The following is a 23,813-nucleotide window of genomic DNA, read 5'->3' as shown; positions in this document are numbered from 1 at the left end:
AGGATAGTTAACCAGGCAAAATTACTGTATCAATGACGTGAATTATTCCGTTATCGGCTTCAATATCTGCTGCTAAGACTGTGGCATTTTTAACTTCAAAACCATCAGCACAATTTATTTTAATCACTGAGCCTTCGACAGAAGTCACTATACCGAGTTTGGCTAAATCATTTTTTGCTAGTTTTCCAGCGACGACATGATACTTTAAGATTCGGGTTAATTGAGGAATATTCTGTACTAAGGTTTGAATAGTGCCTGGGGGAAGTTTGGCAAAAGCATTATCGTTTGGTGCAAACACAGTAAATGGGCCTGGACTTTTTAATGTCTCGACCAAACCAGCCGCTTGTACTGCTGTGACAAGCGTTTTAAAGGCATCAGAACTTACTGCAATATCAACAATATCAGGCATATTTTTAACCTATTTGCTTTCATAAAATTTAATTTATATTAAAACAGTTAATTTTTTATACAAAAATTTATTTTTTGAAAATTCCAGGTCATCAGTAAAATTCAATCTAGTTAATAGCTATAAGTCTATAGTTATCGTATTTGATTCATACACTACATATCAAGTAGGGAATATTGTGTAGAGAGTGGTGCTGAGACTAGTATGAGGTGCAATAGTGGCAGACATAGGCTTATGATAATTTTCAGGATAGTTGCTTTGAAAAAAAATGCGCGATCGCAAGTACGCTGTCATTGGCACTGGGGCATTAGGTGGTTATTATGGGGCCAAGCTGCAAAAAGCGGGTTTAGATGTTCACTTTTTACTCAAGAGTGATTACGAACACGTTAATCAATTTGGTTTAATTGTTGAATCTAAAGATGGCGACTTTACCCTTCCACACGTAAACGCCTATAATCAGGTGGAAAAAATGCCACAATGCGATGTCGTGATAGTGGCACTTAAAACTACGCAAAATTATTTACTCCCACAATTATTACCGCCTGTGGTTAAAGATGGGGGGGTAGTTTTAGTATTACAAAATGGGCTGGGGATAGAAGAAGAAATTGCCCATCTTGTGAGCAATGCCTATGTAATTGGGGGATTGTGTTTTTTATGCTCTAATAAAGTAGGGCAAGGCCATATTCACCACGTAGATTATGGACACATTATTTTTGGAGAATATGCCCATAACTATCATGAAGCAGGAATCACCAAGAGAATACAGCAAATTGCTGGTGACTTTGAAAATGCGGCAATTAAGATTGAATTAGCTGAAGATTTACTCTGGGCGCGGTGGAAAAAATTAGTCTGGAATATTCCCTATAATGGGCTGTCTGTGATTCTCAACGCCAGAACAGATGAATTAATGACAGATACACACACTCGCCAACTTGTTGAACAATTAATGTATGAAGTAGTTGCCGGGGCAAAAAGTACTGGGCGAATAATTCCTGAGAGTTTTATTCAAACATTACTTGATTACACACTCAAGATGAAGCCGTATCGCACCAGTATGAAAATAGATTATGATGAACATCGCCCTTTAGAAGTAGAAGCAATTTTTGGCAACCCATTACGTAAAGCTCAAGCATCTGGGGCAAATTTACCACAAATTAATTGTTTGTATAACCAGTTAAAATTTTTAGATACAAGAAATCAAAATTATGGATAGTGATTTAATTGCTTTTTTGGCTGGTGTTGGCTTACTCATACTTTATTTGATTTTCTCGGCATTAACGGAAATGGGTACTAAATTACCTGGGAAAAAATAACGTAACGCACCTAATATTTAGGCACGTTACGACTTTAGAGGTGGTGTAGAAATGAAGTTATAAACTCCTGTATTATCTTACCTACCACTACCGCGATCGCAGTCTGTCAAATTTGCAAAAAATATTGAATTCATAGCATAAACTAAATATCAACTACAATGTTATGCACCCTGGATAACTGTTTCTACAAATCTTATCTTCACTCTAAAATTTGCAGATTCAGGCAAGAAACTTGATTAGTTGCAACTTTCCCTGCTATTACTTCAGACTCAATTTTTAGTTCAACATCAGGAATAGTTTCAAATAAAAGTTGTTCTCCGGGAAACATTATTAGTTCAAACTGCTGAAAAAGCCGAACAATTTGAATTTGACTAGTTGTGTTTTTGTAAAAACAGATAATTTTTGGCTTCATATGCCAAATTTGAAATTTGGCAGCAGGATGTATTAGAAAATACTAAACTCCTTATGTGAATTAAGCCGGAGGATACTGTTCAAAAGTAAGTACGTCAATGCCAAAACGCACTCCGCAGAAAAATACGCTTATACCAGTCATCTATTAACACAAATATTGTCGTTTTGTACCCACCAAACCCAAATATGAGTGTCAAGTATAATCATTGCAAAACTTCCCAGTCATCTAAAGCGACGGGTTCTGTGGGGTCATCATAACGGTATGGCTGTGTGTTGTGCAAAGGATAAGGATTTGTACCTGATTGGGGTAAATGTTGGGCTTGCTGCTGTGGAGTTTTAGTTTCTAGAATAATCACTTCCACAGCATCCCCAGCATGAAAAGGTAAACCCTGTAGCGTCAGAGTTCCATCTTCAGTTAAAACGACTTCTATCTTGAGAGCATTCATATTTCAACACAGTAAGCAGGGTTTTCAGTCTAAAGTCCTAACTTACCGTTTGATTAAAATTTCAAATTCCAAGCAGCAACGGCTAAAGCACCCCAAGCAGCAATCAAAGCTAAACCGCCTAAAGGTGCGATCGCGCCGAAAGATTTCACACCAGTTAAACTTATGGTGTATAAGCTACCGGAGAAAATAGCAATACCAATGACAAATAGCCAAGCACTGGCTATTAAAGTAGCGCTTGGAGATTCTACACGAGTCATGAGGAGAGCAACTAGCAAAAGTGCTAGAGCGTGGTACATTTGATAGCGAGCGCCAGTATCAAATATTTCGAGCGATCGCTCACTGATTTTATCTCGTAAAGCATGGGAAGCAAAAGCCCCAGCCGCAACTGACAAACCACCAAAAACGGCAGCTAAACTCAAAAAAATCTGCGCCATGAGACTTATTAATCTAACCAGACATTAGACATCAAAATGGTATGATACAGCCCCTTCTTCATTCACTTTAAAATTTGCATTGAATTCTTTAGCTTTTTGATCTAAAAATTCCCTAGCGACGGGTGCAGGTAGTTGTGACTGTATTGCAAAACCTAAAACTGTCACTCTGCCATTATTTTGTTGTAGCATCTGATAAAAAACCGATTGTAAGCGATCGCTCATTTCTTGCTGAAGGGCTTTGTGTTCTCTTTTTGTTTGACGATATAAAGACAAGCTTAACCAGCCACCAATAATCATTGTCGGCACGCCAAAAATAAAACTTTGCCTTGCCGTGGTATCTAGCATATATAGTGCTTCTTGATTGACAAAATCTTTGCCAGAATCTATATCATCCCCAACTGGAAGTGGTTTGAGCATATTATTTTTTTCCACTACCGCAGAGACAGATAATGTCAAAAACATGAATCCGAGTATCAGTAGCCAACCCGCCGCCAGTTTTTCAGCCGTCTTCATAACTCGATTTTAAATTTTTGCTTTGCTGCGATTTTAACCCTACTTTGGCAAACGTTCCAGAGGTTGGGCTATTTGAAGATATAGCCAATTCAGCACGATCGCACTGTTTTGGTGAAAAAGTTACAATTTTTGGTGATCTAAATCATATTTGTAATTTAAAGATTTCTGCCTCTTGGGATAGAAGCCCTTAGAGGTAGCCTTGGTGGTATATTGCTACAGACGCTATATCCAAAGTGAGATTTCCTCCTAATTAGGATTCAACAGAACTCATATTTTAGCTGTGCGAAGAATTAGAGCAAGCAATATTAGGACGCGATGAGTGGCACAGTTTTAAACTTCGTGCGTAGGTTCTGTACTTGAGTTTACCTAAATTTCCGCAGGAGGAATGACTATGGCACAAAAATTTCTCTTGCTCTCAGACAATTTAGGGGATGTAGATGTGATTCAAGCCGCGCTGATCAATAGCAGTCTGGACTATGAACTGCTGCGGGTGAGTACTGGTGCTGAGTTTGTCAAAGTACTCTCCGGCAATGAATTTGACCTGATTCTGGCAGACTACACGATATCCGGTTTTGATGGCAATTCTGCTTTAGAAATTGCCTGCGAACGGTGTCCTGATGTGCCGTTGATTGTTGTGTCTGGGAGTTTGGGTGAAGAATTAGCGATCGCAGCTTTACAACAAGGAGCCACCGATTATGTCCTCAAGCAACGCTTAGAAAGGTTAGTGCCAGCGATTGAGCGAGCATTGCGATTAGGCCAAGAACGCCGCAATCGCCAGCAGGCGGAACAAGCTTGTCATGAAAGTGAGGCAGACTTCCACGCCCTGTTTAACCTCATCAATGTGGGTATGGCACAGGCAGAGCCGATAAACCGTCGCTTGCGGCGCGTGAACGCCGCGTTTTGTGCTGTCACCGGCTACACAGAAACAGAATTGCTGGCGATGACCATTGATGAGATCAACCATCCTGATGACCGCGATCAAGATCGCGCACTTTTTATGAGGATGGTAGATGGCACTACTAATAGCTACCAATCAGAAAAACGCTATGTGCGTAAAGATGGCAGCATCGTCTGGGTGTTGGCAAATGCCAATTTAATTCGTGATCCCCAAGGGCGACCGTTGCGTACTATCGCTGTAATTAATGATATTACTGAGCGTAAACAAACTGAGCAAGCACTACGTGATGCCGAAGAACGGTTGCGAGTAGCATTGCAAAACGCGCCAATTACTGTATTTAACCAAGATTGTGAATTAAAATACACCTGGATTCATAATCCCGTGTTGCACGATTTACCGCAAATGCTGGGTAAGTGCGATCGCGATTTCTTGTCACCCGAAAATGCTGAACCACTAACGGCAATTAAACAACAAGTTCTCGAAACCGGAATTGGTGCGCGGGAAGAAATCAAAATTACCAGACATGACAGAGATTACTACTACGACTTGACAATAGAACCCTTACGCAGTTCCAGTAGAGAGATTATTGGCATTACCTGTGCGGCCATTGATGTTTCCGAACGCAAGCACGCTGAAATCAATTTGCGTCAGAGTGAAGAACGGTTAAGACTAGCAATGGCCGCTGCCCATTTGGGTACTTGGGATATTGATCTAATCACGGGAAAAGCAATCTGGTCAGAATTGCATTTCACTTTATTGGGCTATGAAAGCTCGCCAACAGGCGAAGCCACCGAAACTATGTGGATGAGTCGGATTCATCCTGACGATCGCCATCAAGTCATCCAAGAATGGCAACAGTCTCGGCAAGAACGCAGACTCTATAATTCAGAATACCGAGCAATCCGGGCAGATAATCAGCAGGTTGTCTGGATTGCTGCATTAGGAAGTTTTACTTACAACCAACATGGCGAAGCAGTTCGCTCTATTGGTGTCGTCTTTGACATTAGCGATCGCAAACGTCAAGAACACAACGCAAAATTTTTAGCGGAAATCAGCAAAGATTTGGCTGGTGGTATGAGTATCAGCGAAATGTTGGCGATCGTTGGTCACAAGATGTGTGTTTACTTTGGCTTTTCGCTGCTGAAGTTCACTGAAATCAACGACACAACAGATACAGGCCAAGTAATTTATGCCAACCACAACCGAGAAGAGGAAAACAGCGAATATCGGTTGGCGGATGATTTAAGCAACAGCCAACTCGAACATCTGCAAGCCGGCGGAGTGGTTGCCATTAACGATATTCTCATCGCACCCTGCATCCGCGAGGGACGGTTAAAATTGGTTGTTATTGGTCATCGTCAGACAACCTCAAACTGGCGCAGCGACGAAATTGAGTTAATCCAAGAACTCGCCACCCGAATCTGCATACAGATTGAAAACGCCCGCACCGCAGAAAATCTGCGCCGCAGTGAAGCAGAATTTCGGACTATCGCTAACGCCGCACCTGCTTTGGTCTGGGTTTGCTCACCCAATGGCGAAGTGATCTTTTTTAACGATCGCTGGTATGACTTCACCAGACAAACAAAAGCACAAGCCATTGGTCAAGGCTGGTCTTACACAATGCACCCAGACGATGCCGCGCGGATTTTACCTGAGTGGGAAAATTGCCAAAAGACAGGGGCAATTTACGAGGGCGAAGTGCGTTATCGTCGCCACGATGGGGAATATCGCTGGCACGCTTTCCGCGCCTTGCCACGCTGTGATGCCAATGGACAGATTGAGGCTTGGTATGGTTTGAGTATTGATATTACTGAGCGCATCCAAGCCGAAACTGCCTTGAAAGAAAGTGAAGCACGCTACCGCTATTTAGTCGAAGCAATTCCCCAAATGGTCTGGACTACCGATGCCCAAGGGCAGAATAATTATGTAAATCAGCAGATGTGTGATTATATTGGTTTGTCCTATGATGAGTTGCTCGGTTTAAATTGGCGAACCGTCATCCATCCCGATGATTTAGAGCGAGTATATCAACGCTGGATGGAATCAGTCCAAAACTGCATTCCCTACGAAGCAGAATACCGACTACGGCGGGCAGATGGAGCATATCGTTGGCATTTGGTACGCGCTATGCCCTTCCAGGATGAGCAGGGACAAATCATGCAGTGGTTTGGCGTATTAACAGACATTCACGACAAGCAAGAACTGGCAAAACAGCGAGCGCTGCTGTTGCAGCAAGAGCAAGCAGCACGAGAAAAAGCCGAACGAGCCAACCGCATCAAAGATGAATTTCTGGCGGTGTTATCCCACGAATTGCGATCGCCCCTGAACCCAATTCTTGGTTGGTCACAGTTGTTGCAAACCCAAAAGTTCAACCCAGAGACAGCAGCCAAAGGTCTAGCAACAATTGAACGCAATGCCAAACTGCAAGTCCAACTGATTGAGGATCTTTTGGATGTGTCGCGGATTCTGCGCGGTAAGGTGGTGCTGAGTCATCATCCGGTAGATTTAGTCACAACCATTGAAGCTGCCCTAGAAACTGTACGTTTAGCCGCAACCGGCAAAAACATTCAAATTCAAACTCAGCTAGATTCAGGAACTGTCTCTGGTGATTCTACCCGCCTCCAGCAAATTATTTGGAATCTGCTGACAAATGCAGTCAAGTTTACTCCTCAAGGTGGGCAAGTAGAAGTGCGGCTAGTGTGTGTGGATGGGTTTGCTCAAATCCAAGTCCAAGATACAGGTAAAGGTATCAGCCCAGAATTTCTCCCCTACGTATTTGATTATTTTCGCCAGGAAGATGGGTCAACTACCCGAAAATTTGGCGGGTTGGGGTTAGGGCTGGCGATTGTCCGTTATCTAGTGGAACTGCATGGTGGCACAGTACGGGCCGATAGTCCCGGTGAAAACTTGGGAGCTACATTTACTGTGCAGCTACCACTTATGCCTACTCAGCCCAGTGTCAATTCAAATTGTCCATTGCCGGAAATAGGGTTTAATCTAAGCGGTATTCAAGTTTTAGTTGTAGATGATGAGACTGATACACGAAGCTTAATTGCATTTTTATTACAACAGGCTGGGGCTAACGTGATTGCCGTTGCTTCCGCAGTTGAAGCATTCACCATCTTGAGGCGAAGACCCGCCGATGTGCTAATTAGTGATATTGGAATGCCAGATATTGATGGCTATATGCTGCTGCGGCAGATTCGAGCCTTACCACCAGAACAGGGAGGTAAAATTAAAGCGATCGCTCTTACAGCCTACGCTGGCGAGTTTGATCGGGAACTCGCCCTATCCGTAGGATTTCAGCAGCACATTCCTAAACCTGTAGAAACAGAGATACTGCTAAAGGCGATCGCGTCCTTAATCAATTCATCTCCGGCAAAAGACTTATCATAAAGACCGCAGGGTGTAGGGTGTAGGGTGTAGGGGAAGAGAGAGCATTGAACCACCCGTATGTGCTACAGCCCCGTATAATTTTGCAGGGGGATTGGGGGAGAATCCCCCAAATCTGGCTCTGAGAAATCAACTCTCATGTGTAGTCTTCACTACACCCTACTCATGACGTGTAGCTTCAATCAGGCGGGAGAAATAAAAGCGAGTTTTAGTCATCTCCTTGCGTTGTACAGCAAAGCCATTCTTTTCCAGAATTTTCAACACATCAACTTCCCGATGTAGATAGGCGCGAGTAGTTTTGCTAGCACCAGGAAAGAAACTACCAATTTTCTTCAGTAAACTGAGGGCGCAGGTTTTGGGTGCAAAACTAATAATTATGCGTGACTGTGCCAAAGAACAAAGGTGAGAAATCATCTCATCGGCTTTTTCTTGGGGATAGTGGATGAGAACATCTAGGCAAATCACGGTGTGATAATTACCGCTCAACGATTCTAAATCTTGTACGGCAAAGTGAGGATTTGTCCCATTGCCCAAGGTTTCTAAGGCTCTTTTTTTGCCTTCTTCTACCATTTTTTCCGAAATATCGCTGGCATAAACTGTTGCGCCTTCGGTAGCTAGGGGAATGCTGAGACTACCCACACCACACCCAGCATCGCAGATTGATAGCTCTGATAAATTGCCATCATTCTTCAGCCAGCCGATAACTTTATCCACAGTTTGCTGGTGGCCATAGCGAATGTCTAGTTGAACTTTGTTAACTTCGCCATCGCCATAGATTCGCTTCCATCGGTCAAACCCTGTGGAATTAAAATATTCGCGTACAATCGTTTTATCGTCGGCTGCGTTCATAAACTTCGATTTTTAAGGGTTCCCAATCCTTAAAATTATCATTGATGCGAACCGACAAGAGCGATCGCTTTCACAGATTTTTGATTTTGTCCGTTTACTTAGTAGCAATTCTGCACTTAACTATTTCTATTACAGCAATCTGATTTGATTTTTGAACCTACTCGTGAAGATAGGGTTGGGGGAACAAAAACTGTATTCAAATCAAATTGATGATTTCATCTAATTGTGTTCTGGATAACTGATCAATTTTACGGTGAACCATTCTCTATGTAGAGAAGAATAGTTCTCAGAGGAAGATACAATCAATTCAAGAATAAATTAAAGTTACCAGTATCCACTTTATAGCAAATACAAACCTCAGCACCCCATCATATCAATGATGGGGTTTTTTCTGGCAATGTTAGCACAATTAAATTGTTGCCTACATTTCCTTTGATAGATGTTAGCCAGCTAAAACTAGATTTATTTTGAGAACTAAGCAAGACTTTTTTTAAACATGAAAGCGAATTTTTGGGATAGAAAAATATGCAATTCGCAATTGAATGTAACACTTTGAAAAAACAGCAAATTTGTTTAGTATGCAATCACTCATTTGAAATGGGAGCAGCCAGATTAATTGTATGTAGCAATCAAGGTGATAGCTATGGTGATGTTTGTCCTGTATGTATGGCTAGAGGTGGTAGTTGGATTGGTAGCCAACTCCGGCGCATACAAGGGGACGGTTATCTTGAAGAACGAGCTTGATACTCGAAATTGATCACCGTCGCCCAAAAATATTTGTTAATACTATCTCCTCAAAAGCTTGTGATACCACAAGCTTTTTTTTATGGTTTACTTAACAATCGTTGCCAAGTCAATGCTTGTTGAGAATCATCCCAATGCCAACGTAATAAATTAGCTCTTTGACCTGGAGAAATCACTGGTAAATTCAGGGCTTGTCTGGGTGCATTCGTCGCAAGTGTAATTGCTTTTTCTACATCACAAATTCCCCATTTTACTAAGTTCTGCACTCCCTCAAATAACGATAAAGTTGTGCCTGATAATGTACCGTCTAAAAGTCTGGCTGTACCGTTTTTAACTTGAATGTGTCGGCTATCCCAAGGATACATCCCATCAGGTAAGCCCAATGGTGCGAGGGCATCACTCACTAAAAAAAGTTGTTGAGTTGCCCTGAGCAAAATTTTCAGCATTGTTGGCACAACGTGTTGACCATCGGCAATAAAACCACACATGACATTTGGATTGATAATTGCTGCACCTAATAATCCAGGTTCGCGGTGATGTAAAGGCGGCATGACATTGAAGGCATGAGTCACCATTGTTGCGCCCAAATCAAAGGCTTGTTGCGCTTGGTCTGCGGTAGCTTGCGAATGTCCTAAACTGACGGTGATACCTAAAGAATGTAAATAGGGGATGACTTCGCCTGTGGAGTCTAATTCTGGTGCGAGGGTGATGACTTTCACTACAGAAGCATAATCACCTAATACCCGTTTGACTTCTTCAATGGTCAGTGGTAGCAAATATTCTGCTGGGTGGGCGCCGCGTTTGCCATAGTTTAAAAATGGCCCTTCTAGATGTACGCCTAAGATTTTGGCTCCAGTTGTTTGGTGAGCAGCAAAATCAGCAATAATACTAAGCGATCGCTGAAAGTTTTCTATGGAAGTTGTGACTAATGTGGGTAAATAAGCATCAACCCCCACATCCCACAAATACTGCGAAATTTTTGGCAGCCTAAAGGCATTTTCTTGAGTTAATTCGGGAAATGCTAAACCTAGCGCACCGTTAATCTGTAAATCAACGCCACCTAATGAAATCCAGTCACCAGCTACATCCCAGACTTGTAAATCAGGATTAGGAATGCGTTTCAATACCGTACCCATTGGTAAGATTTGCTCAATCACGCCTTCGTGATTAACTAAGAGCATCTGCAAATCTTGATAACCAGGTACACGCGCATTGATAATATCTACGTTTGTAGCGATGGGGTTTTGTGTTGCTTGGGTCATCACTTTTGACTGAAAGTAGCTAAGTCTGAGTCTGACACGATTGTAAATCTAGCAATCAGCCTTTAATCGAAAATCCAAAATCCAAAATTAAAAATTCTATGTCTCCCCTTGTTGGTATTATCATGGGCAGCGATTCTGATTTGCCCACAATGAAAGATGCGATCGCAGTTTGTGACGAGTTTGGTGTAGAAACAGAAGTAGCAATTGTTTCTGCCCACCGTACCCCAGAACGTATGGTACAGTATGCCCAAACAGCCCATCAACGAGGCATTAAGGTGATTATCGCTGGTGCAGGTGGGGCGGCTCATTTACCGGGCATGGTAGCCTCGCTGACACCCTTACCTGTGATTGGCGTACCTGTTGCCACTCGGAATTTGCAAGGTGTTGATTCTCTATATTCTATCGTTCAAATGCCCGCAGGTATCCCAGTTGCTACTGTAGCGATCGGCAACGCGAAAAATGCCGGGTTATTAGCTGTGCAAATTCTGGCAACTCACCAACCAGAATTACTCCAAAAAGTACAGCAATACCGCCAATCTTTATCAGAATTAGTCATGACAAAGCAAGCGAAACTAGAACAGCTTGGTTATGAACAATATTTAAAAGAGGAACTTTAACCATCATAACACTGAGGTATCAAAAACTGTTGATATCTCAGTTTGATTCCCCTCTAAAGTTAGAGGCAGAGGTGAAGAATTTCAGTTTAATCTGAGCAAAGAGTTGAGGAACTGGTTGCTCATGAAGTTTAAATCTCGTCAAGCCTTCAAGCGGCTAACAATGTTAAACATTACTCCTGTACAGTTAGAAGAAAACTTAGGAATACTTGACTACCCAGCCACAAAGCAAGACTTGATCAAAAATGCTGAAGAACATGGTGCGGATGAGAAAATTCTCCGAGCTTTGAAGAAAATGCCACTCAAAAATTATGAAACGATCGCGGCTGTAAGTCAAACTTTAAGCAACATACCTTTGTGAATTCATAGTAAAATTTTAGATAATTTTTAAATAAAAAAATGCCCGACTTCTAAAATAAGCAGTCGGGTATTTTTGTCGATTTTTCCAAATCAACTAGGGTGTTATATATAGGGTAGAGATGTGTATCAATAAGCTAAAAAGCAACAATCAAACAAGTAACTTTTAAGATATTATTGGTAGCACAAACAACAAGGTAATTCCACATAATTGCGCTACCAAACATTCTCCGCATCTTTTTAACGAGATTCTGTTCCTTGGTTGGGAAGACCGGGTGTTGTGACTGTACCGCCAGCTGCTTCTGGTTCTGCACCGCTACGAACATCAGTACCAGACTCTTGACCAGTCATCCGATATCTTTCATCTAAGGGTGTATCACCATCTTCTGTGGTGGGGATGTTTGTTTCAGTTCCAGGGTTATCTTGAGCGTCGTATTTAGCGTCTTCTTGACGATTATCTTTAGGATCTGATGGCATAAATTTGTACCTTTTTCAGTTGTTTATGCTCTCAGAATAAGTTTAATTTGCATGAAAGTTTTCTACCTGGAGATAGGAATTGCTTATTCAATAACTGTTCCTGATAGTCAGCCTGAGGATAGAGTTAGAGTGTTTTATTTAATGTTCGGGATAGGGAGAAGCTGAGGTATTTATATTAGCTATTTCTAGAAGAGAATTTATTTCGCGCATAGACGCGGTAGCGGCTTCCCGCAGGGTAGGCGCAAAGGCACAAAGAAGATTATGAGTGTGGTGCAGATTCAGGTAAATTTGGTGGTTCAGTGTTAAACCATTGACGATAAATTTGTTTATATGTACCATTAGCTAAAATTTTGGCAATACCTTGATTAATTACGTCTAAATGAGGAGAATTTTTTGGGGTGGCTATGCCGTAATATTCTTCTGTTAATAAATTTGTGACAACTTTGAGACCTTTGAGTTTACCGTTGTTGATAGCATAGATAGTTGCAAAGGCATCACTAATTGCTGCATCAACATTTCCATTGAGTAAGTCTTGAAAAAAATCTGGGCCAGAATTGAAGGTGCGGATTTCGGCATTGGGAATTGTTTTAGCAAAGTCCGCACCTGTGGAACCAATTTGGACAGCTATTTTGCGACCTTGGAGTGTTTTAATATCTTGAATATCTTGGTTGTCGGCGCGGACTGTAATTGCTAACCCAGCTTTAAAATAAGGTCTTGAAAAATCAACTGTTTGGCGGCGTTCTGGTGTAATTGTAATTCCACTAATTGCGGCATCAACTTTTTTAGCTTGCAGAGTTGAAATCATGCCATCAAATGGTAAACTTTCAAATTTAACTGTTAATTTTACTGCTTTAGCGATCGCATTCATCAAGTCAATATCAAAACCTTCTAAGTTACCCTCAGCATTTTTGATTTCAAAGGGGATAAAAGTTGGGTCTGTCGCAACTGTTAAAACTGATGAATTCGTAGCTGAATAGGAATTTTGGCAACTAACAATTAAGATGAGACAACCTAAGCTGAGAATGAGTTGTTGCCATTTTAAAAGTATACGTCTCATATTTTTTGACTCCTAAAAATCCTCTGCGGGAAACAAAATACTTTTTACTTTGTTACCTATCACTGACTAGAATTGCAGATATGGCGATCGCTCTGGTTTACAGTTGCATTATTCTGGAGATAATCAGTAATACGCCGACAACTTTGTTGCATTAAATTATTTAAATCTAGATTCCACGATATCATCTCAACTTTTTCGCCACTACTCAATAAGGTTTTTCCATCAGCAGTAAAACTGATGTTGTTTACCTTACCAGGATGGCCTAGCAGAGTTTTCACTAATTTGCCATCAGAAATATTCCATAACTTGATAGTATGGTCAGCACTACCGGAAGCGAGTATTTGACTATTGGGAGTAAAGCTGAGGCTAGTTACACCATCTGAATGTGCGCTGAGAGTGTTGATTAAATTGCTATCGGGGATATGCCAAAGTTTGATAGTATTATCCCAACTGGCTGAGGCTAGGATTTTACTATCGGGGGTAAATTGCAAGGCTGCGATCGCTAAACCATGACCAGTGAGATTTTTAATTAATTTGCCGTCAATTTGCCATAATTTCACTGTATTATCAGCACTACCAGAAGCGAGAAATTTACCATTAGGACTAAAAATTACGCTTGTTACTTCATCATGATGGCCTGTCAGAGTTTGTAATAATTTCCCATCCGATATTTGCCATAATTTAATCGTTTTATCAGCACTACCAGCAGCAAGGATTTTGTTATCTGGTGAGAAACTCAGGCTTGTAATTCTCTCGTTATGTCCTGATAAGACTTTAATTAATTTTTGATTTTTGATATCCCAAATTTTAATGGTTTTATCTGGCTTGGCTATGGCTAAAATTTGATTATTATGGCTAAAAGTAACTGCATCAGCATTATCTGATAATGTAATAATATTTTTATCTGCTTGGTGAAGCGTGATTTTGCCATCCCAACTACTAACAGCGAACATTTTACCATCGGGACTAAAACTTACACTTTGAATATTATCTGTTAATATTGGCTGATTATTTACCTGCCACAGCCTAATAGATTTATCAGCACCTGCAGAGGCAAGCATTTTACCATCAGGACTAAAACTAATATCTCGAATTTGTTCGCTATGTCCGGGAATAGTTGAGATTAAATCGCCATTCAAATTCCAAATTTTCATATTACCATCAGCCCCAGCAGAAGCTAAAGTATTACTGTTTGGACTGAACCTTATACTATTAACTTGTTTATTCTGGGCTTCTATAGATTGTAATAATTTACCTTGAGTGTCCCATATTTTAATAGTTGTATCACCGCTAGCTGAGGCAATGTTTTTACCATTTGGGCTAAAGCTGACGCGGTTAATTCGTTCTTGATGTCCGACTAAAGTTTTCATCAACTTACCATCGGATGTTTGCCAAAGCTTAACTAAATTATCTTCACCACCAGAGGCGATAATTTTCCCATCAGGGCTAAAGGTAACAGTATTTACCCAACCATTATGAGCATTCCAAGACTTGAGCAGAGTGCCATCAAGCCGCCATAATTTGATAGTTTTATCGAGGCTAGAAGAGGCAAGAGATTTACCATCAGGACTAAAACTAACATCAGTAACAATGTCGGTATGTCCGCTAAAAGTTTGAATTAAATCACCATTTATGTTGTAGAGTTGAATAGTATTATTAGCATTAGCCGCAGCTAAAAGTTTACTATCGGGACTAAAGGCGATCGCAGTTACTCTTTTACTATTATTTTTAATATTTTTCAGTAATTTTCCCGCAGTATCCCACAGCTTAATCGTTGCATCATCACTAGCAGAAGCCAGCATTTTTCCATCAGGACTAAAACTAACAGCATTAACTTGTTGGGTGTGACCTTGCAAGCGATTAATTTCTTGGGTTTGTGTCATAGCTTGCTGCAAAGTTGCCGCCGTGGCTATTTGAATATCCTGAGTTGATGACCAAACTTGCTGAATTTCTTTTGTTGCTTTCACACTCGAAATTACTGACTCTAATTGTTGATTAGATAATAAAAATGCTTCCGATGAGGCATTTAAAGCGGCAATTTCTCGTAACTGCGCGGCTTGTTTTTGTAAATAAGCAAAGCCACCAAAACCAGCAGCCGCAATTCCTAAAATACTAATCACTGCAACTGCCCTTTGTGCTTGTCGTAGTCGTTTTTTCTGCTCTAATTGTTGTTGTTGTCTCGCAACTAAACAAGCCGCAATAAAATTTTGTACATCCACCGATAATTCATCGGTGTACTTAACATAAATTTCTTCAGCTTCGCCTAACCGGACACCTTGCAACAAAAAATCAGGTTGCTCATGATGATGTTTCCATAAAGCAGCAGCTTGCTCAATTTGCCGCGTTAACCGTAACCGAGAGCGATTTTCTTCTAACCACCAGCGCAAAGTTGACCAATGACGGATGAGAATTTCATGAGCAACTTCTATAGTTACAGGTGCAGAATTCACCAAAGGTAAAACTTCGCCGCCGCCTTTTTGCCCTCCCAACTCCTCATTATCTAAATTCACCACTACCAACTTCGCCGCCGTCAACGCCAACAAAGTTCTCTCCACCAAATCATTAGGGTATTTCTGCACCACCAATTCCGACTTCAATACCCTGCGTCTAGTATCTTCTGTCCCCTCGCCTAACTGCGTCAGCGACAGAAAAATCCAACGCGCACATTCTTGGGCTGGCTTATCTAAACTTTCGTAAACTTCTTGGGCTTTGCGTTCTAACGCCCCTTTAATTCCGCCAATTTGCTGTTGATGAGCCGCCAGGGTTAACTCACCTGCTTGGCGAAACTCCCACAACTGTTCCAGCACAAATTCTAGTAGTGGTAAGTCTCCGGCGGTGTGGTTCAATTCTTGTAACAGAACTTCCACCAGTCCCGCTTCTACCTTTAACCCTACTTGTTCGGCTGGGTTGACGATAACGCGGCGGTAGTCCTCATTGCTGAGTTTTGGCGGAACCAACACACTCGACTGTTGCAATAAGTTAGCCAAGGCGGGAACTTCCAAACAGGAGGCGATAAAATCGGCGCGGACAGTTAGCACCAACTTAAATTTATCAGCCGCATACTCCACCGCCCCCAGTAGCAATTCTAAAAACCGTTGTCTCTCCTCACTCGCCGCGAGAGTGAATAGTTCCTCAAACTGGTCTATCACTAACACTACCATCGGTTCCGGTCGGCTCCGCACCCAATAAACAAAGCCTTCTACACCTTGGTAAAGCATTCCTTCAATAAGGAGATGGGGTGTCGGGGTGTCAGGGTGTAGGGGAATTTCTTTTGACTCTCCTAAACGTCGCGCCAAAGCCTCCAAAGGATTTGCACCAGGACGCAAACTTTTGATTAACCAAGAGTCACTCCCAGGAAGTTGTTTACCAGAACGCAACTGTGCGATTAAGCCTGCTTGCACAACCGAAGATTTACCGCTACCAGATGCACCCACCACCGCCAAAAATGATTTGTGTGCTAATTGAGCAATTAATTGCCCAGTTAAAGATTCTCTACCATAAAAATATTGAGCATCTTCTTCAGCAAAAGCTTTTAAACCAGGATAGGGGCAAATTTTTAAATCTAATGCTGGTTTTTTCGAGTTACGAGCGCCTGTATTTGCTGGGATAATTTCAATTACGCCTTGCGTCCCCGATAACCAAACTTGTAAAGGTATTTGTGCTAAATAAACTTGTAATTGCGTAATCCAAGCTGCTACTGATAACCCAGTTGTTACTGAAGCAGATTTTAAGGTATCAATTAAAGCTTGAGCAAATAATTCAGGATTGTTTTTCGGGAAATTCGCAGCAATAATACATTGCCCTGTTTCCGAACCAACTTGTAAATCTTCTACCCATTCTTGCAGAGAAGTTTGACTGTTTAAACAATCTAAAATGATGATTTGCTGCGTTACTAAAGAACGTCTCAGTTGTTGTCTTAACCAAGAACGGCTTAACCAAATATTATCTAATAAAACTAAGGCGGCATCACCAGAGGGAGTTTCTTCTAAACGACCGCGCAGATATAGCAAAACGGTTTGCTTTGCTTGCGAGGTAGTTAACAAACAAGCTTTAATAGCTGCTCGAATATCTTTAGAGTTAGTATTACCAGAATGCGGTAAATATTCCAACTCAAACGCACCAGCATTACCTAAAACTTTACTAAAATTAAGTGCTGCTTGTGAGCCGCTAATCCCTTCAATAATTAATGCTGTTCTTGGGGAAAAAGATTGAGCGATCGCACCCATCGCGCCCAAAACAACTTCGCCAACACCCTCAACAATTCGCTTCGGAGTTTGCAAAGGATATTCGCTATAAAGTTGTGTATCTCCTTTCCCTCTTTTTTGCTGATTAATTAACCGTAATTGTTGGTTAGTCTTATCAATATATTGCAGCGTTTGGTGATAAACATATCTATATAATCCATCGGCAGTAATTACACCTTGATGATCAGCCGCATCCCCAAGCAGACCCCGCATTAAATAATATGTAAATACCCCATGACCTAATTCAGGAAATTCCCAAGATTGTTGGTCTGTATCACAAGAAAGTAACGCATAAAACCCCTTACTTTTGGCTGCACGTTGCTGCAAAACTTCCACTAATCGCGGTGTGGGATTCACACCTCGTAGCGTCATACCCCCACTATGGCAAGCATCCAGCCACACTAACTGATGTTGTGCTTGACTATTACCTAATAGTTGCAATAATTCTTGGACAGCTAAACCTGTATTTTCGAGATTATCTTTTTGCGTATCTGCTAAACACAAAAATGCTTGCTGAGTCTCTGGCTGAAGCATTCCATGTCCAGAAAAATACACCAAAATTGTATCTAGTGATTGAGCGGTATTGGTAATTTCTTTTAAACTTTCTCGAACATTTGCTAACAGTGGTAATTGAGGTACAAAATCATGATAAACTTTAACTTCTGTTTGTGAAAATTGCGTTTGGGTAGCAGTTTTTAAAGCCTCTGCTAACACCTGACAATCAACTGCAGAATAACGCAGACAAGCAAGCTGTTGATCCTGGTATTGGTTGACTCCTACCAGCAATAACCAAAGCTTAGGAGCAATTGTTTGTTTAGCTTTTAATGAACGACTGGTAGTAACACCAACAGGACACATAATAGTTTTTAATTTTCAATATTATTCTAAATCGCCGACTGAGTTATTAAATATAGGACTCTTATTTAATTTTTCAACAAAATCCGTACCCCCAAAATCACTCTTTCCGACTTCCCACTTCCTACTCCCACCCCTAGGTTACTTTCTTTGACTGTAACTTGTTATGACTACGTTTGCTGGCTAAGTTTTATGCAGGTAGTCTCAATCTCTGCCAAGATTGAGTAAAGACAATAAGATTTGGTTATTTACTAGAATTTACCCCAATTACCCCGACAATAATTAAAGCGATAGATAGAAATTTCATCGTAGACATAGATTCGCGGAACCAAAGCACCCCAATACTAGCAATTAAAGTTGTGCCTAAACCCGACCAAACAGCATAAGCAAGACTAACTTCAATTTTTTTGAGTGCTAAAGTAAAACAGCTAAAACAAATTCCATAACAGACAAATATTAAAACTGAGGGAATCATTTTAGTAAAACCCTCAGATAACTTCATGGAAGTTGTACCAGCGACTTCAAAAACAATTGCAGCAATGAGATAAATCCAACTATTGATCATGTTTGCTATGGATAATTAATGGCAATTCGTACACATAAGTAACCAATTTTACATACTTACATATACGACAAAATCAGAGCAGCAAAAATTTTACAGTAAAAAATTAAAGTCTTCTGCTAATTTGATGACAACTTTAATATACAGGTTGAGAGCAAACAAAATTCGGGTTATTACACCAAAAATATGGGCATTAACCGCACCCTCAATTAGGCAAATAATTTAGTTCGGTAATCATCCTTTTCAAAGTGATAAAAACCGAATTTACGCCCTGATAATTTGTGAATAAGATAAAACAAATCAAATGATTTACATCTAAATAAACTACAAATATTAGGCATTATCTGAGGTGGATATTATGGCATTAGTACGTTGGAACCCCTGGCAAGAAATTAACACTGTTCAAAGACAACTCAATCGTTTATTTGAAGAAGATATGCTACCATCTACACTTTTAGAAAGAACCTTAACCAAAGTGCCGGCGGCTGAATTGCAAGAAACGGAAGAGGCTGTTCAACTCAGACTAGAACTACCAGGTATCGAAGCCAAAGAACTAGATATCCAAGTAACTGAAAAAGCTGTTTACATCAGTGGTGAACGCAAATCTGAAACAAAAACTGAAGACAAAGGCGTAATTAAAACTGAATTTCACTACGGTAAATTCCAACGCTTAATTCCTTTGCCAACCCGCATTCAAAATAACCATGTCACTGCTGAATATAAAGATGGTATTTTGCATCTGACTCTGCCTAAAGCCGAAGACGAAAAGAAAAAAGTTGTGAAGCTAAATCTAGAATCTATTGGTTAATTAGGTTTAGGTATTCAACAATCTTCAGATTAGTAGAGAGATGTCATAGCAGAGTTAACTGATTGCTAAACTCAGTCCCCGACTTCTTGAATGAATTCGGGGATTTTTTTGGGGAAATAAGTTGCGATCGCCCTCAGGTAACAGATAATTAAAGAACCCCTACTCAAATCTAGTAGTGGCGTGGCAAGGCTCAAATAATGCATTAAAGGTAGGTTGGGTGTAACGCAGTGAAACCCAACACTTCCATAATTTTGTTGGGTCACGCTTCGCTTCACCCAACCTTGGATATTGAAATAACATCAAACTCTTGTGGGTTGGACATCTTGTCCGCCCATCTGATGCAAGTTAAATATGGAACAGTTTATTGCCGATTTCTTTTAACAAAAAAACCCTGTATAGTTACAGGGTTTGTAGAGACTTAGCAATGCTAAATCTTGACTAATCTTCTAAGAAATTAGGTGTGCCATAACCGCCTTTTTTGCCAACAGCCGGAATTTCTAAGAAGCCATCTTTGGCTTTGCCTGTACCATCATCAATCACAAATTTAGTATCACCCCAATGACCATTGGGAATAAATAATTGTGGATGGTCAAAGGGAGCTTTTTCATAGCGGACTCGCTCATCAGTGAGTCCTTTCATAAAAGCTACCAAATCTGCTTGTTCAGCATCTGTTAAATTCAACTTAGCCAGCGCACCCGGAAAATCTCCGCCACGGTTGTAAAAGTCTACAACTTGTTCCAAAGTCAAGTAACCACCATTGTGGAAATACGGTGCAGTCAGTTCAATGTTCCGCAATCCTGGTATTTTGAAACTACCATCCGCAAGTATTAAATCATTGGTAGTCACAGTAGTATTAGGTTTGGAACCAAGCAACTTCTCAAAAGTTCCTAAAAGAGCTAATCGCGGTTCTGATAATGGATTCCCAAAGGGGTCATTACCACCAACACCAACATCTTCTAATGGAGGTCTAACACCAATATTGACCCAGCCTTCATCAAAGACAAATCTTGGCAAATTAGGAACTTGTATTGTCCCAATACGTTCGTTTTCTACAGCACTGACTGTGGCTTTAGTGAGTTCTCCACCGTTATGACAACCAGTACATTGAGCTTTACCTTCAAATAAAACTTTGCCGCGTTTTTGCTGGTCGGTTAGGGCGTTGGTGTTTCCTTCTAAGTAGCGATCTAATGGTGTATCGTCAGCAATGAGTGTAGACTCGTACATCTGCACAGCCAGCCCAAAAAATAGCGGGAAGTTGTACTCCATCAATGTGTATTCATTGGTTTGTAAGGATTTGTCTGGCTTGCTGACAAAAGTTTTGCTACCGTCAGTATTGATTTGAATAATCTGATTTGAACGCCACCATTCGGGTTTGAAAGCATCAGTAATCAGTTTTTCGTAGCTTGCAGTTTGCAGTCCAAGTAGGGGCCAACGGCTTTCTTTACCCAAAACGCTATCTTGAGGATGAACAATCTGTTTACCTAGGGGTCTTAGGGCTTTTCCTTTACCAATTAACTTTTTCCCTAGTTTTCGCAGTAGTTTCTTACCTTTACCAGCACTATGGGATTTTTGATCAATCGTACCGAACTTATCACCTATTTCAGCAAAGGTGCGACCATCCGCAGACATCTCAAAGGAACTGATTGGTGGCCCAACAGCTTGAGAAGCTAGAGAGGCATGATTGAGGCTAACTTTTACAGATTCTAATTGGTTAAGAGTCACTGCTTTGACAACAGAAGCGTTGGCGTCTCTTAAGCCAAATACATTTACGCCATTGAAGATTTCTTGCGCTCTACCATCCCAGAAGTTCCGGAAGTTAAATACAGAATTAATTACTGAAGGGGTGTTACGCGGTTCAACACGACGTACATTTGTACCATTGACGTTAAATACTGAGTCAGGTACTGACTTGACTTGATCTACAGCACTACCTGGTGTAACGTCGATAAATTGGCTATTGAATACGCCTTGTGAAGAAACGACATCGTTTGTTTTGATGGGAAAATCTTCAGGCTTAAGTTTATAGTTGGGTGCGCCACCGACATCAAAAACTGTGTCTGGATTTGCTGTTTTGTCTGCGTTAACTCGCAACAACCCAGGCGCAATCTGATTTTTCGCTCGATTATCAGCACCCGCATGAAAGTGACAAGTTGCACAGGATGTTATACCATCGCTACCAACTTGCATGTCCCAAAATAGGGCTTTTCCGAGTTTGATAGCTGCTAGTTTATCTTTGATAAATTCGCTGAGATTGTCGGGTTCTGGAACTGCAACTGTTTTTAGTGAAACTAAGGGACGTGCTGTCACCTGTGCTGAGACAGTATTGCCCGCAACGATCGCAATAGTAATTATTGCAGCAATTACTATTGGCTGAGAAAATCTCGATACAAATCGTTTTGATTTGAAAAAATTCAATTTCTGCTTTTTTCTTTGTTTACCCTGAGAAGTACGTAAAAAAGAAATTAGCCATAGTGATACACCCACTAGTAAGCCAACAAAAAGTAGGATTTCCATGTTTTTTATGATGAAAAAAACATTACGTTGAGTTATTAAAGCTAAGGGAACATTTTTGATTGTCAAAAATTACCATATTTAGTTACCTTTTTTGCTACTGCATACTCTTTAAAAGTGAAACTTTATATTACTGTAAATTTTACGTAAGTATATACGCATAATTTCACTTTGATGCTTCTAAAATAGAGCGATCGCCATTCAATTAATGTGTAAATTACTTGTCAATATAGAAAGCAGTTAATATTATTTAAATAAGCGGATTAAGGCAATATCTTAAACTTTATCAGGATGGTAAAAGAAAGTCTTAGTGAATTTTTATACACATCCCTCCTAAATCCTGATACCATTACACTTTAACTTTGATATAAATAGATAAATATGGGTTTAATAGCATTGCAAATTCATAACAACATACATAAATTTTGTAGAGACGCGATATATCGCGTCTTTACTTCTGTGGCAAATCCCCATAACCAATGAGGTTTTGTTACCATAACTGAATGTCACTACATCAAAATTCTGGTCACTGGCGTTTAGGGCTAACCTTATCTCTAATAACCGTCCTGTTATGGGGAATTTTACCTATTGCGTTAGCGTTAATAATGCGATCGCTGGATATTTACACAGTTATTTGGTTTCGTTTTTTGGTGTCCTTCGTCTTGCTGGCTAGTTATTTAGGCGTGCGGGGTGAGTTACCAAAGTTAAGACAATTAGATTCTACTGCTGGGAAATTGTTAGCGATCGCTGCAATTATGTTAACCGCTAATTATTTCCTATTTATGCAAGGTGTAGCCTTGACATCGCCTGCAAATGCGGAAGTTTTGATTCAATTAGCTACATTGTTATTAGGTTTAGGTGGTTTAGTAATTTTTCATGAACGTTATACACCCCAACAATGGTTTGGTGTCGGTGTACTTATCTGCGGTTATATTGTATTTTTTCGTGAACAATTAGCCAATTTAATTACCGCACAGGGAACGTATATTTTTGGCAGTGGATTAATAGTTTTAGCGGCGGCGGTCTGGGCTATTTATGCCCTAGCACAAAAGCAATTGTTACAATCGTTATCTTCTCCTCATATCATGATGATGATTTACGGAGAATCTGCGATATTATTAACACCTTTGGCAAAACCAGGTGCTATTTTCCAGCTTAATGGTTTTGATTTAGGAATATTAATTTTTTGTGGTATTAATACTTTAATTGCTTACGGTGCTTTTGCGGAATCGTTAGAACATTGGGAAGCATCCCGAGTGAGTGCAGTGTTAGCTTTAGCACCAATCGTGACGCTCATTTCAGTTGAGTTAGTTGCCATATTTACACCTACATTAATACCCCCAGAAAATATCACTTTAATTAGTATTTTAGGAGCGGGTTTAGTAGTAGCTGGTTCTATGGCGATCGCCCTAAAACAGAGGAAATAACCTACATTATTTGGTATTATAAAACACCAAAAAATTGATTTTTTGTCGTTACATTACATATTTACCTATACAGAGGCAAGATAATTTATTATTTGTTATGATTTTTGAGAGTTATCAGCGTAGTTAGTAATTACTTCATATCTATCTTGGCAAATTTTAGGTAGAAGTATTACGCTTGGGAAATTTCCATATATTACAAATTAGTTGAATCGGGCGACTGCATAACTACCAA

General features: G+C 40.4%; 20 protein-coding genes and 1 pseudogene. 8 read left to right on the top strand and 13 right to left on the bottom strand.

The window, feature by feature from the left end:
* Positions 1 to 7: 7 nt before the first annotated feature.
* Positions 8 to 409, bottom strand: coding sequence for a fasciclin domain-containing protein (locus H6G69_RS00350; RefSeq protein WP_190680422.1), 402 nt, complete (start codon positions 407 to 409; stop codon positions 8 to 10).
* 265 nt (positions 410 to 674) lie between these two features.
* On the opposite strand from H6G69_RS00350, the gene H6G69_RS00345 reads away from it, so the two are divergent.
* Positions 675 to 1,619: a putative 2-dehydropantoate 2-reductase gene (locus tag H6G69_RS00345; RefSeq protein ID WP_190680421.1), complete on the top strand. Its 945-nt coding sequence runs from the start codon at positions 675 to 677 to the stop codon at positions 1,617 to 1,619.
* 299 nt (positions 1,620 to 1,918) lie between these two features.
* Here the strand turns inward: H6G69_RS00345 and H6G69_RS00340 are convergent, their stop codons facing one another.
* The 4 genes from H6G69_RS00340 to H6G69_RS00325 all read right to left on the bottom strand — a co-directional run bounded on the left by H6G69_RS00340 (position 1,919) and on the right by H6G69_RS00325 (position 3,523).
* A complete protein-coding gene (locus tag H6G69_RS00340; protein ID WP_190680419.1) occupies positions 1,919 to 2,131 on the bottom strand; it encodes a DUF1830 domain-containing protein in 213 nt (70 codons plus the stop codon).
* 202 nt (positions 2,132 to 2,333) lie between these two features.
* Positions 2,334 to 2,576 (bottom strand): hypothetical protein, encoded by a 243-nt coding sequence (locus H6G69_RS00335; RefSeq protein WP_190680417.1) that lies wholly within the window; start codon positions 2,574 to 2,576, stop codon positions 2,334 to 2,336.
* Between the two features lie 53 nt (positions 2,577 to 2,629).
* Positions 2,630 to 3,010 carry a DUF423 domain-containing protein gene (locus H6G69_RS00330; RefSeq protein WP_190680416.1) on the bottom strand — a complete coding sequence of 127 codons (381 nt, stop codon included), beginning with the start codon at positions 3,008 to 3,010 and terminating at the stop codon, positions 2,630 to 2,632.
* Positions 3,011 to 3,034: 24 nt separating this feature from the next.
* Complete coding sequence (locus H6G69_RS00325; RefSeq protein ID WP_190680414.1) at positions 3,035 to 3,523, bottom strand: hypothetical protein; 489 nt, start codon at positions 3,521 to 3,523, stop codon at positions 3,035 to 3,037.
* A 385-nt stretch (positions 3,524 to 3,908) separates the two neighbouring features.
* On the opposite strand from H6G69_RS00325, the pseudogene H6G69_RS34740 reads away from it, so the two are divergent.
* Both H6G69_RS34740 and H6G69_RS33700 read left to right on the top strand, forming a co-directional pair.
* Positions 3,909 to 4,988, top strand: a pseudogene (locus H6G69_RS34740) (PAS domain S-box protein); the annotation flags it as partial.
* A gap of 108 nt (positions 4,989 to 5,096) precedes the next feature.
* A complete protein-coding gene (locus H6G69_RS33700; RefSeq protein ID WP_397326869.1) occupies positions 5,097 to 7,817 on the top strand; it encodes a PAS domain-containing protein in 2,721 nt (906 codons plus the stop codon).
* 156 nt (positions 7,818 to 7,973) lie between these two features.
* Here H6G69_RS33700 and bchM read toward each other — a convergent pair whose 3' ends face one another.
* On the bottom strand, positions 7,974 to 8,663 hold the full coding sequence (gene bchM / locus H6G69_RS00315) for a magnesium protoporphyrin IX methyltransferase (RefSeq protein ID WP_190680411.1): 690 nt from the start codon (positions 8,661 to 8,663) through the stop codon (positions 7,974 to 7,976).
* Positions 8,664 to 9,188: 525 nt separating this feature from the next.
* Here bchM and H6G69_RS00310 point away from each other — a divergent pair.
* Positions 9,189 to 9,407, top strand: coding sequence for a hypothetical protein (locus H6G69_RS00310; RefSeq protein WP_190680409.1), 219 nt, complete (start codon positions 9,189 to 9,191; stop codon positions 9,405 to 9,407).
* An 80-nt stretch (positions 9,408 to 9,487) separates the two neighbouring features.
* On the opposite strand, the gene nagA is transcribed toward H6G69_RS00310, so the two are convergent.
* Entirely contained in the window at positions 9,488 to 10,669 is a 1,182-nt protein-coding gene (nagA, locus tag H6G69_RS00305; protein ID WP_190680407.1) for an N-acetylglucosamine-6-phosphate deacetylase, read from the bottom strand.
* Positions 10,670 to 10,767: 98 nt separating this feature from the next.
* Here nagA and purE point away from each other — a divergent pair, with 98 nt between their 5' ends.
* Together purE and H6G69_RS00295 are read left to right on the top strand one after the other, a co-directional pair.
* A complete protein-coding gene (purE, locus tag H6G69_RS00300) occupies positions 10,768 to 11,286 on the top strand; it encodes a 5-(carboxyamino)imidazole ribonucleotide mutase (RefSeq protein ID WP_190680406.1) in 519 nt (172 codons plus the stop codon).
* Positions 11,287 to 11,407: 121 nt separating this feature from the next.
* Positions 11,408 to 11,644, top strand: a complete 237-nt coding sequence (locus tag H6G69_RS00295; protein WP_242071934.1) for a DUF2795 domain-containing protein — start codon at positions 11,408 to 11,410, stop codon at positions 11,642 to 11,644.
* 236 nt (positions 11,645 to 11,880) lie between these two features.
* Here H6G69_RS00295 and H6G69_RS00290 read toward each other — a convergent pair whose 3' ends face one another.
* The 4 genes from H6G69_RS00290 to H6G69_RS00275 all read right to left on the bottom strand — a co-directional run bounded on the left by H6G69_RS00290 (position 11,881) and on the right by H6G69_RS00275 (position 18,838).
* Positions 11,881 to 12,117 carry a hypothetical protein gene (locus H6G69_RS00290; protein WP_190680404.1) on the bottom strand — a complete coding sequence of 79 codons (237 nt, stop codon included), beginning with the start codon at positions 12,115 to 12,117 and terminating at the stop codon, positions 11,881 to 11,883.
* Positions 12,118 to 12,376: 259 nt separating this feature from the next.
* Positions 12,377 to 13,174, bottom strand: a complete 798-nt coding sequence (locus H6G69_RS00285; protein ID WP_190680402.1) for a basic amino acid ABC transporter substrate-binding protein — start codon at positions 13,172 to 13,174, stop codon at positions 12,377 to 12,379.
* A 59-nt stretch (positions 13,175 to 13,233) separates the two neighbouring features.
* Positions 13,234 to 18,276: an eIF2A-related protein gene (locus H6G69_RS00280; RefSeq protein WP_190680401.1), complete on the bottom strand. Its 5,043-nt coding sequence runs from the start codon at positions 18,274 to 18,276 to the stop codon at positions 13,234 to 13,236.
* 241 nt (positions 18,277 to 18,517) lie between these two features.
* The gene (locus tag H6G69_RS00275; protein WP_190680399.1) at positions 18,518 to 18,838 is read right to left on the bottom strand and encodes a multidrug efflux SMR transporter; all 321 of its coding nucleotides are present in this window, start codon (positions 18,836 to 18,838) and stop codon (positions 18,518 to 18,520) included.
* 355 nt (positions 18,839 to 19,193) lie between these two features.
* Between H6G69_RS00275 and H6G69_RS00270 the strand changes: the two genes are divergently transcribed.
* Positions 19,194 to 19,643, top strand: coding sequence for an Hsp20/alpha crystallin family protein (locus H6G69_RS00270; protein ID WP_190680397.1), 450 nt, complete (start codon positions 19,194 to 19,196; stop codon positions 19,641 to 19,643).
* Between the two features lie 71 nt (positions 19,644 to 19,714).
* Here H6G69_RS00270 and H6G69_RS00265 read toward each other — a convergent pair whose 3' ends face one another.
* Together H6G69_RS00265 and H6G69_RS00260 are read right to left on the bottom strand one after the other, a co-directional pair.
* The gene (locus H6G69_RS00265; protein WP_190680396.1) at positions 19,715 to 19,906 is read right to left on the bottom strand and encodes a hypothetical protein; all 192 of its coding nucleotides are present in this window, start codon (positions 19,904 to 19,906) and stop codon (positions 19,715 to 19,717) included.
* A gap of 175 nt (positions 19,907 to 20,081) precedes the next feature.
* On the bottom strand, positions 20,082 to 22,157 hold the full coding sequence (locus H6G69_RS00260; protein ID WP_190680394.1) for a cytochrome-c peroxidase: 2,076 nt from the start codon (positions 22,155 to 22,157) through the stop codon (positions 20,082 to 20,084).
* 500 nt (positions 22,158 to 22,657) lie between these two features.
* Here H6G69_RS00260 and H6G69_RS00255 point away from each other — a divergent pair, with 500 nt between their 5' ends.
* Complete coding sequence (locus H6G69_RS00255; RefSeq protein WP_190680392.1) at positions 22,658 to 23,581, top strand: DMT family transporter; 924 nt, start codon at positions 22,658 to 22,660, stop codon at positions 23,579 to 23,581.
* Positions 23,582 to 23,813 lie beyond the last annotated feature (232 nt).

The organism is Nostoc sp. FACHB-110 (assembly GCF_014697425.1).
In the GTDB taxonomy this organism is placed as follows: Bacteria; Cyanobacteriota; Cyanobacteriia; order Cyanobacteriales; family Nostocaceae; genus Nostoc_B.
Note: the sequence above shows the minus strand (reverse complement) of the source record. Positions and strands in the feature narration are given on the sequence as shown.

What these genes read in the sequence shown, in the direction of transcription:
- H6G69_RS00310 (WP_190680409.1), top strand. Translation starts at nt 9,189, where the DNA reads ATGCAATTCGCAATTGAATGTAACACTTTGAAAAAACAGCAAATTTGT.
- H6G69_RS00280 (WP_190680401.1), bottom strand. Translation starts at nt 18,276, where the DNA reads ATGTGTCCTGTTGGTGTTACTACCAGTCGTTCATTAAAAGCTAAACAA.
- H6G69_RS00335 (WP_190680417.1), bottom strand. Translation starts at nt 2,576, where the DNA reads ATGAATGCTCTCAAGATAGAAGTCGTTTTAACTGAAGATGGAACTCTG.
- H6G69_RS00290 (WP_190680404.1), bottom strand. Translation starts at nt 12,117, where the DNA reads ATGCCATCAGATCCTAAAGATAATCGTCAAGAAGACGCTAAATACGAC.
- nagA (WP_190680407.1), bottom strand. Translation starts at nt 10,669, where the DNA reads ATGACCCAAGCAACACAAAACCCCATCGCTACAAACGTAGATATTATC.
- bchM (WP_190680411.1), bottom strand. Translation starts at nt 8,663, where the DNA reads ATGAACGCAGCCGACGATAAAACGATTGTACGCGAATATTTTAATTCC.
- H6G69_RS00275 (WP_190680399.1), bottom strand. Translation starts at nt 18,838, where the DNA reads ATGATCAATAGTTGGATTTATCTCATTGCTGCAATTGTTTTTGAAGTC.
- H6G69_RS00330 (WP_190680416.1), bottom strand. Translation starts at nt 3,010, where the DNA reads ATGGCGCAGATTTTTTTGAGTTTAGCTGCCGTTTTTGGTGGTTTGTCA.
- H6G69_RS00285 (WP_190680402.1), bottom strand. Translation starts at nt 13,174, where the DNA reads ATGAGACGTATACTTTTAAAATGGCAACAACTCATTCTCAGCTTAGGT.
- H6G69_RS00340 (WP_190680419.1), bottom strand. Translation starts at nt 2,131, where the DNA reads ATGAAGCCAAAAATTATCTGTTTTTACAAAAACACAACTAGTCAAATT.
- H6G69_RS00260 (WP_190680394.1), bottom strand. Translation starts at nt 22,157, where the DNA reads ATGGAAATCCTACTTTTTGTTGGCTTACTAGTGGGTGTATCACTATGG.
- H6G69_RS00345 (WP_190680421.1), top strand. Translation starts at nt 675, where the DNA reads ATGCGCGATCGCAAGTACGCTGTCATTGGCACTGGGGCATTAGGTGGT.
- H6G69_RS00255 (WP_190680392.1), top strand. Translation starts at nt 22,658, where the DNA reads ATGTCACTACATCAAAATTCTGGTCACTGGCGTTTAGGGCTAACCTTA.
- H6G69_RS00350 (WP_190680422.1), bottom strand. Translation starts at nt 409, where the DNA reads ATGCCTGATATTGTTGATATTGCAGTAAGTTCTGATGCCTTTAAAACG.
- H6G69_RS00270 (WP_190680397.1), top strand. Translation starts at nt 19,194, where the DNA reads ATGGCATTAGTACGTTGGAACCCCTGGCAAGAAATTAACACTGTTCAA.
- H6G69_RS33700 (WP_397326869.1), top strand. Translation starts at nt 5,097, where the DNA reads ATGGCCGCTGCCCATTTGGGTACTTGGGATATTGATCTAATCACGGGA.
- H6G69_RS00295 (WP_242071934.1), top strand. Translation starts at nt 11,408, where the DNA reads ATGAAGTTTAAATCTCGTCAAGCCTTCAAGCGGCTAACAATGTTAAAC.
- H6G69_RS00325 (WP_190680414.1), bottom strand. Translation starts at nt 3,523, where the DNA reads ATGAAGACGGCTGAAAAACTGGCGGCGGGTTGGCTACTGATACTCGGA.
- purE (WP_190680406.1), top strand. Translation starts at nt 10,768, where the DNA reads ATGTCTCCCCTTGTTGGTATTATCATGGGCAGCGATTCTGATTTGCCC.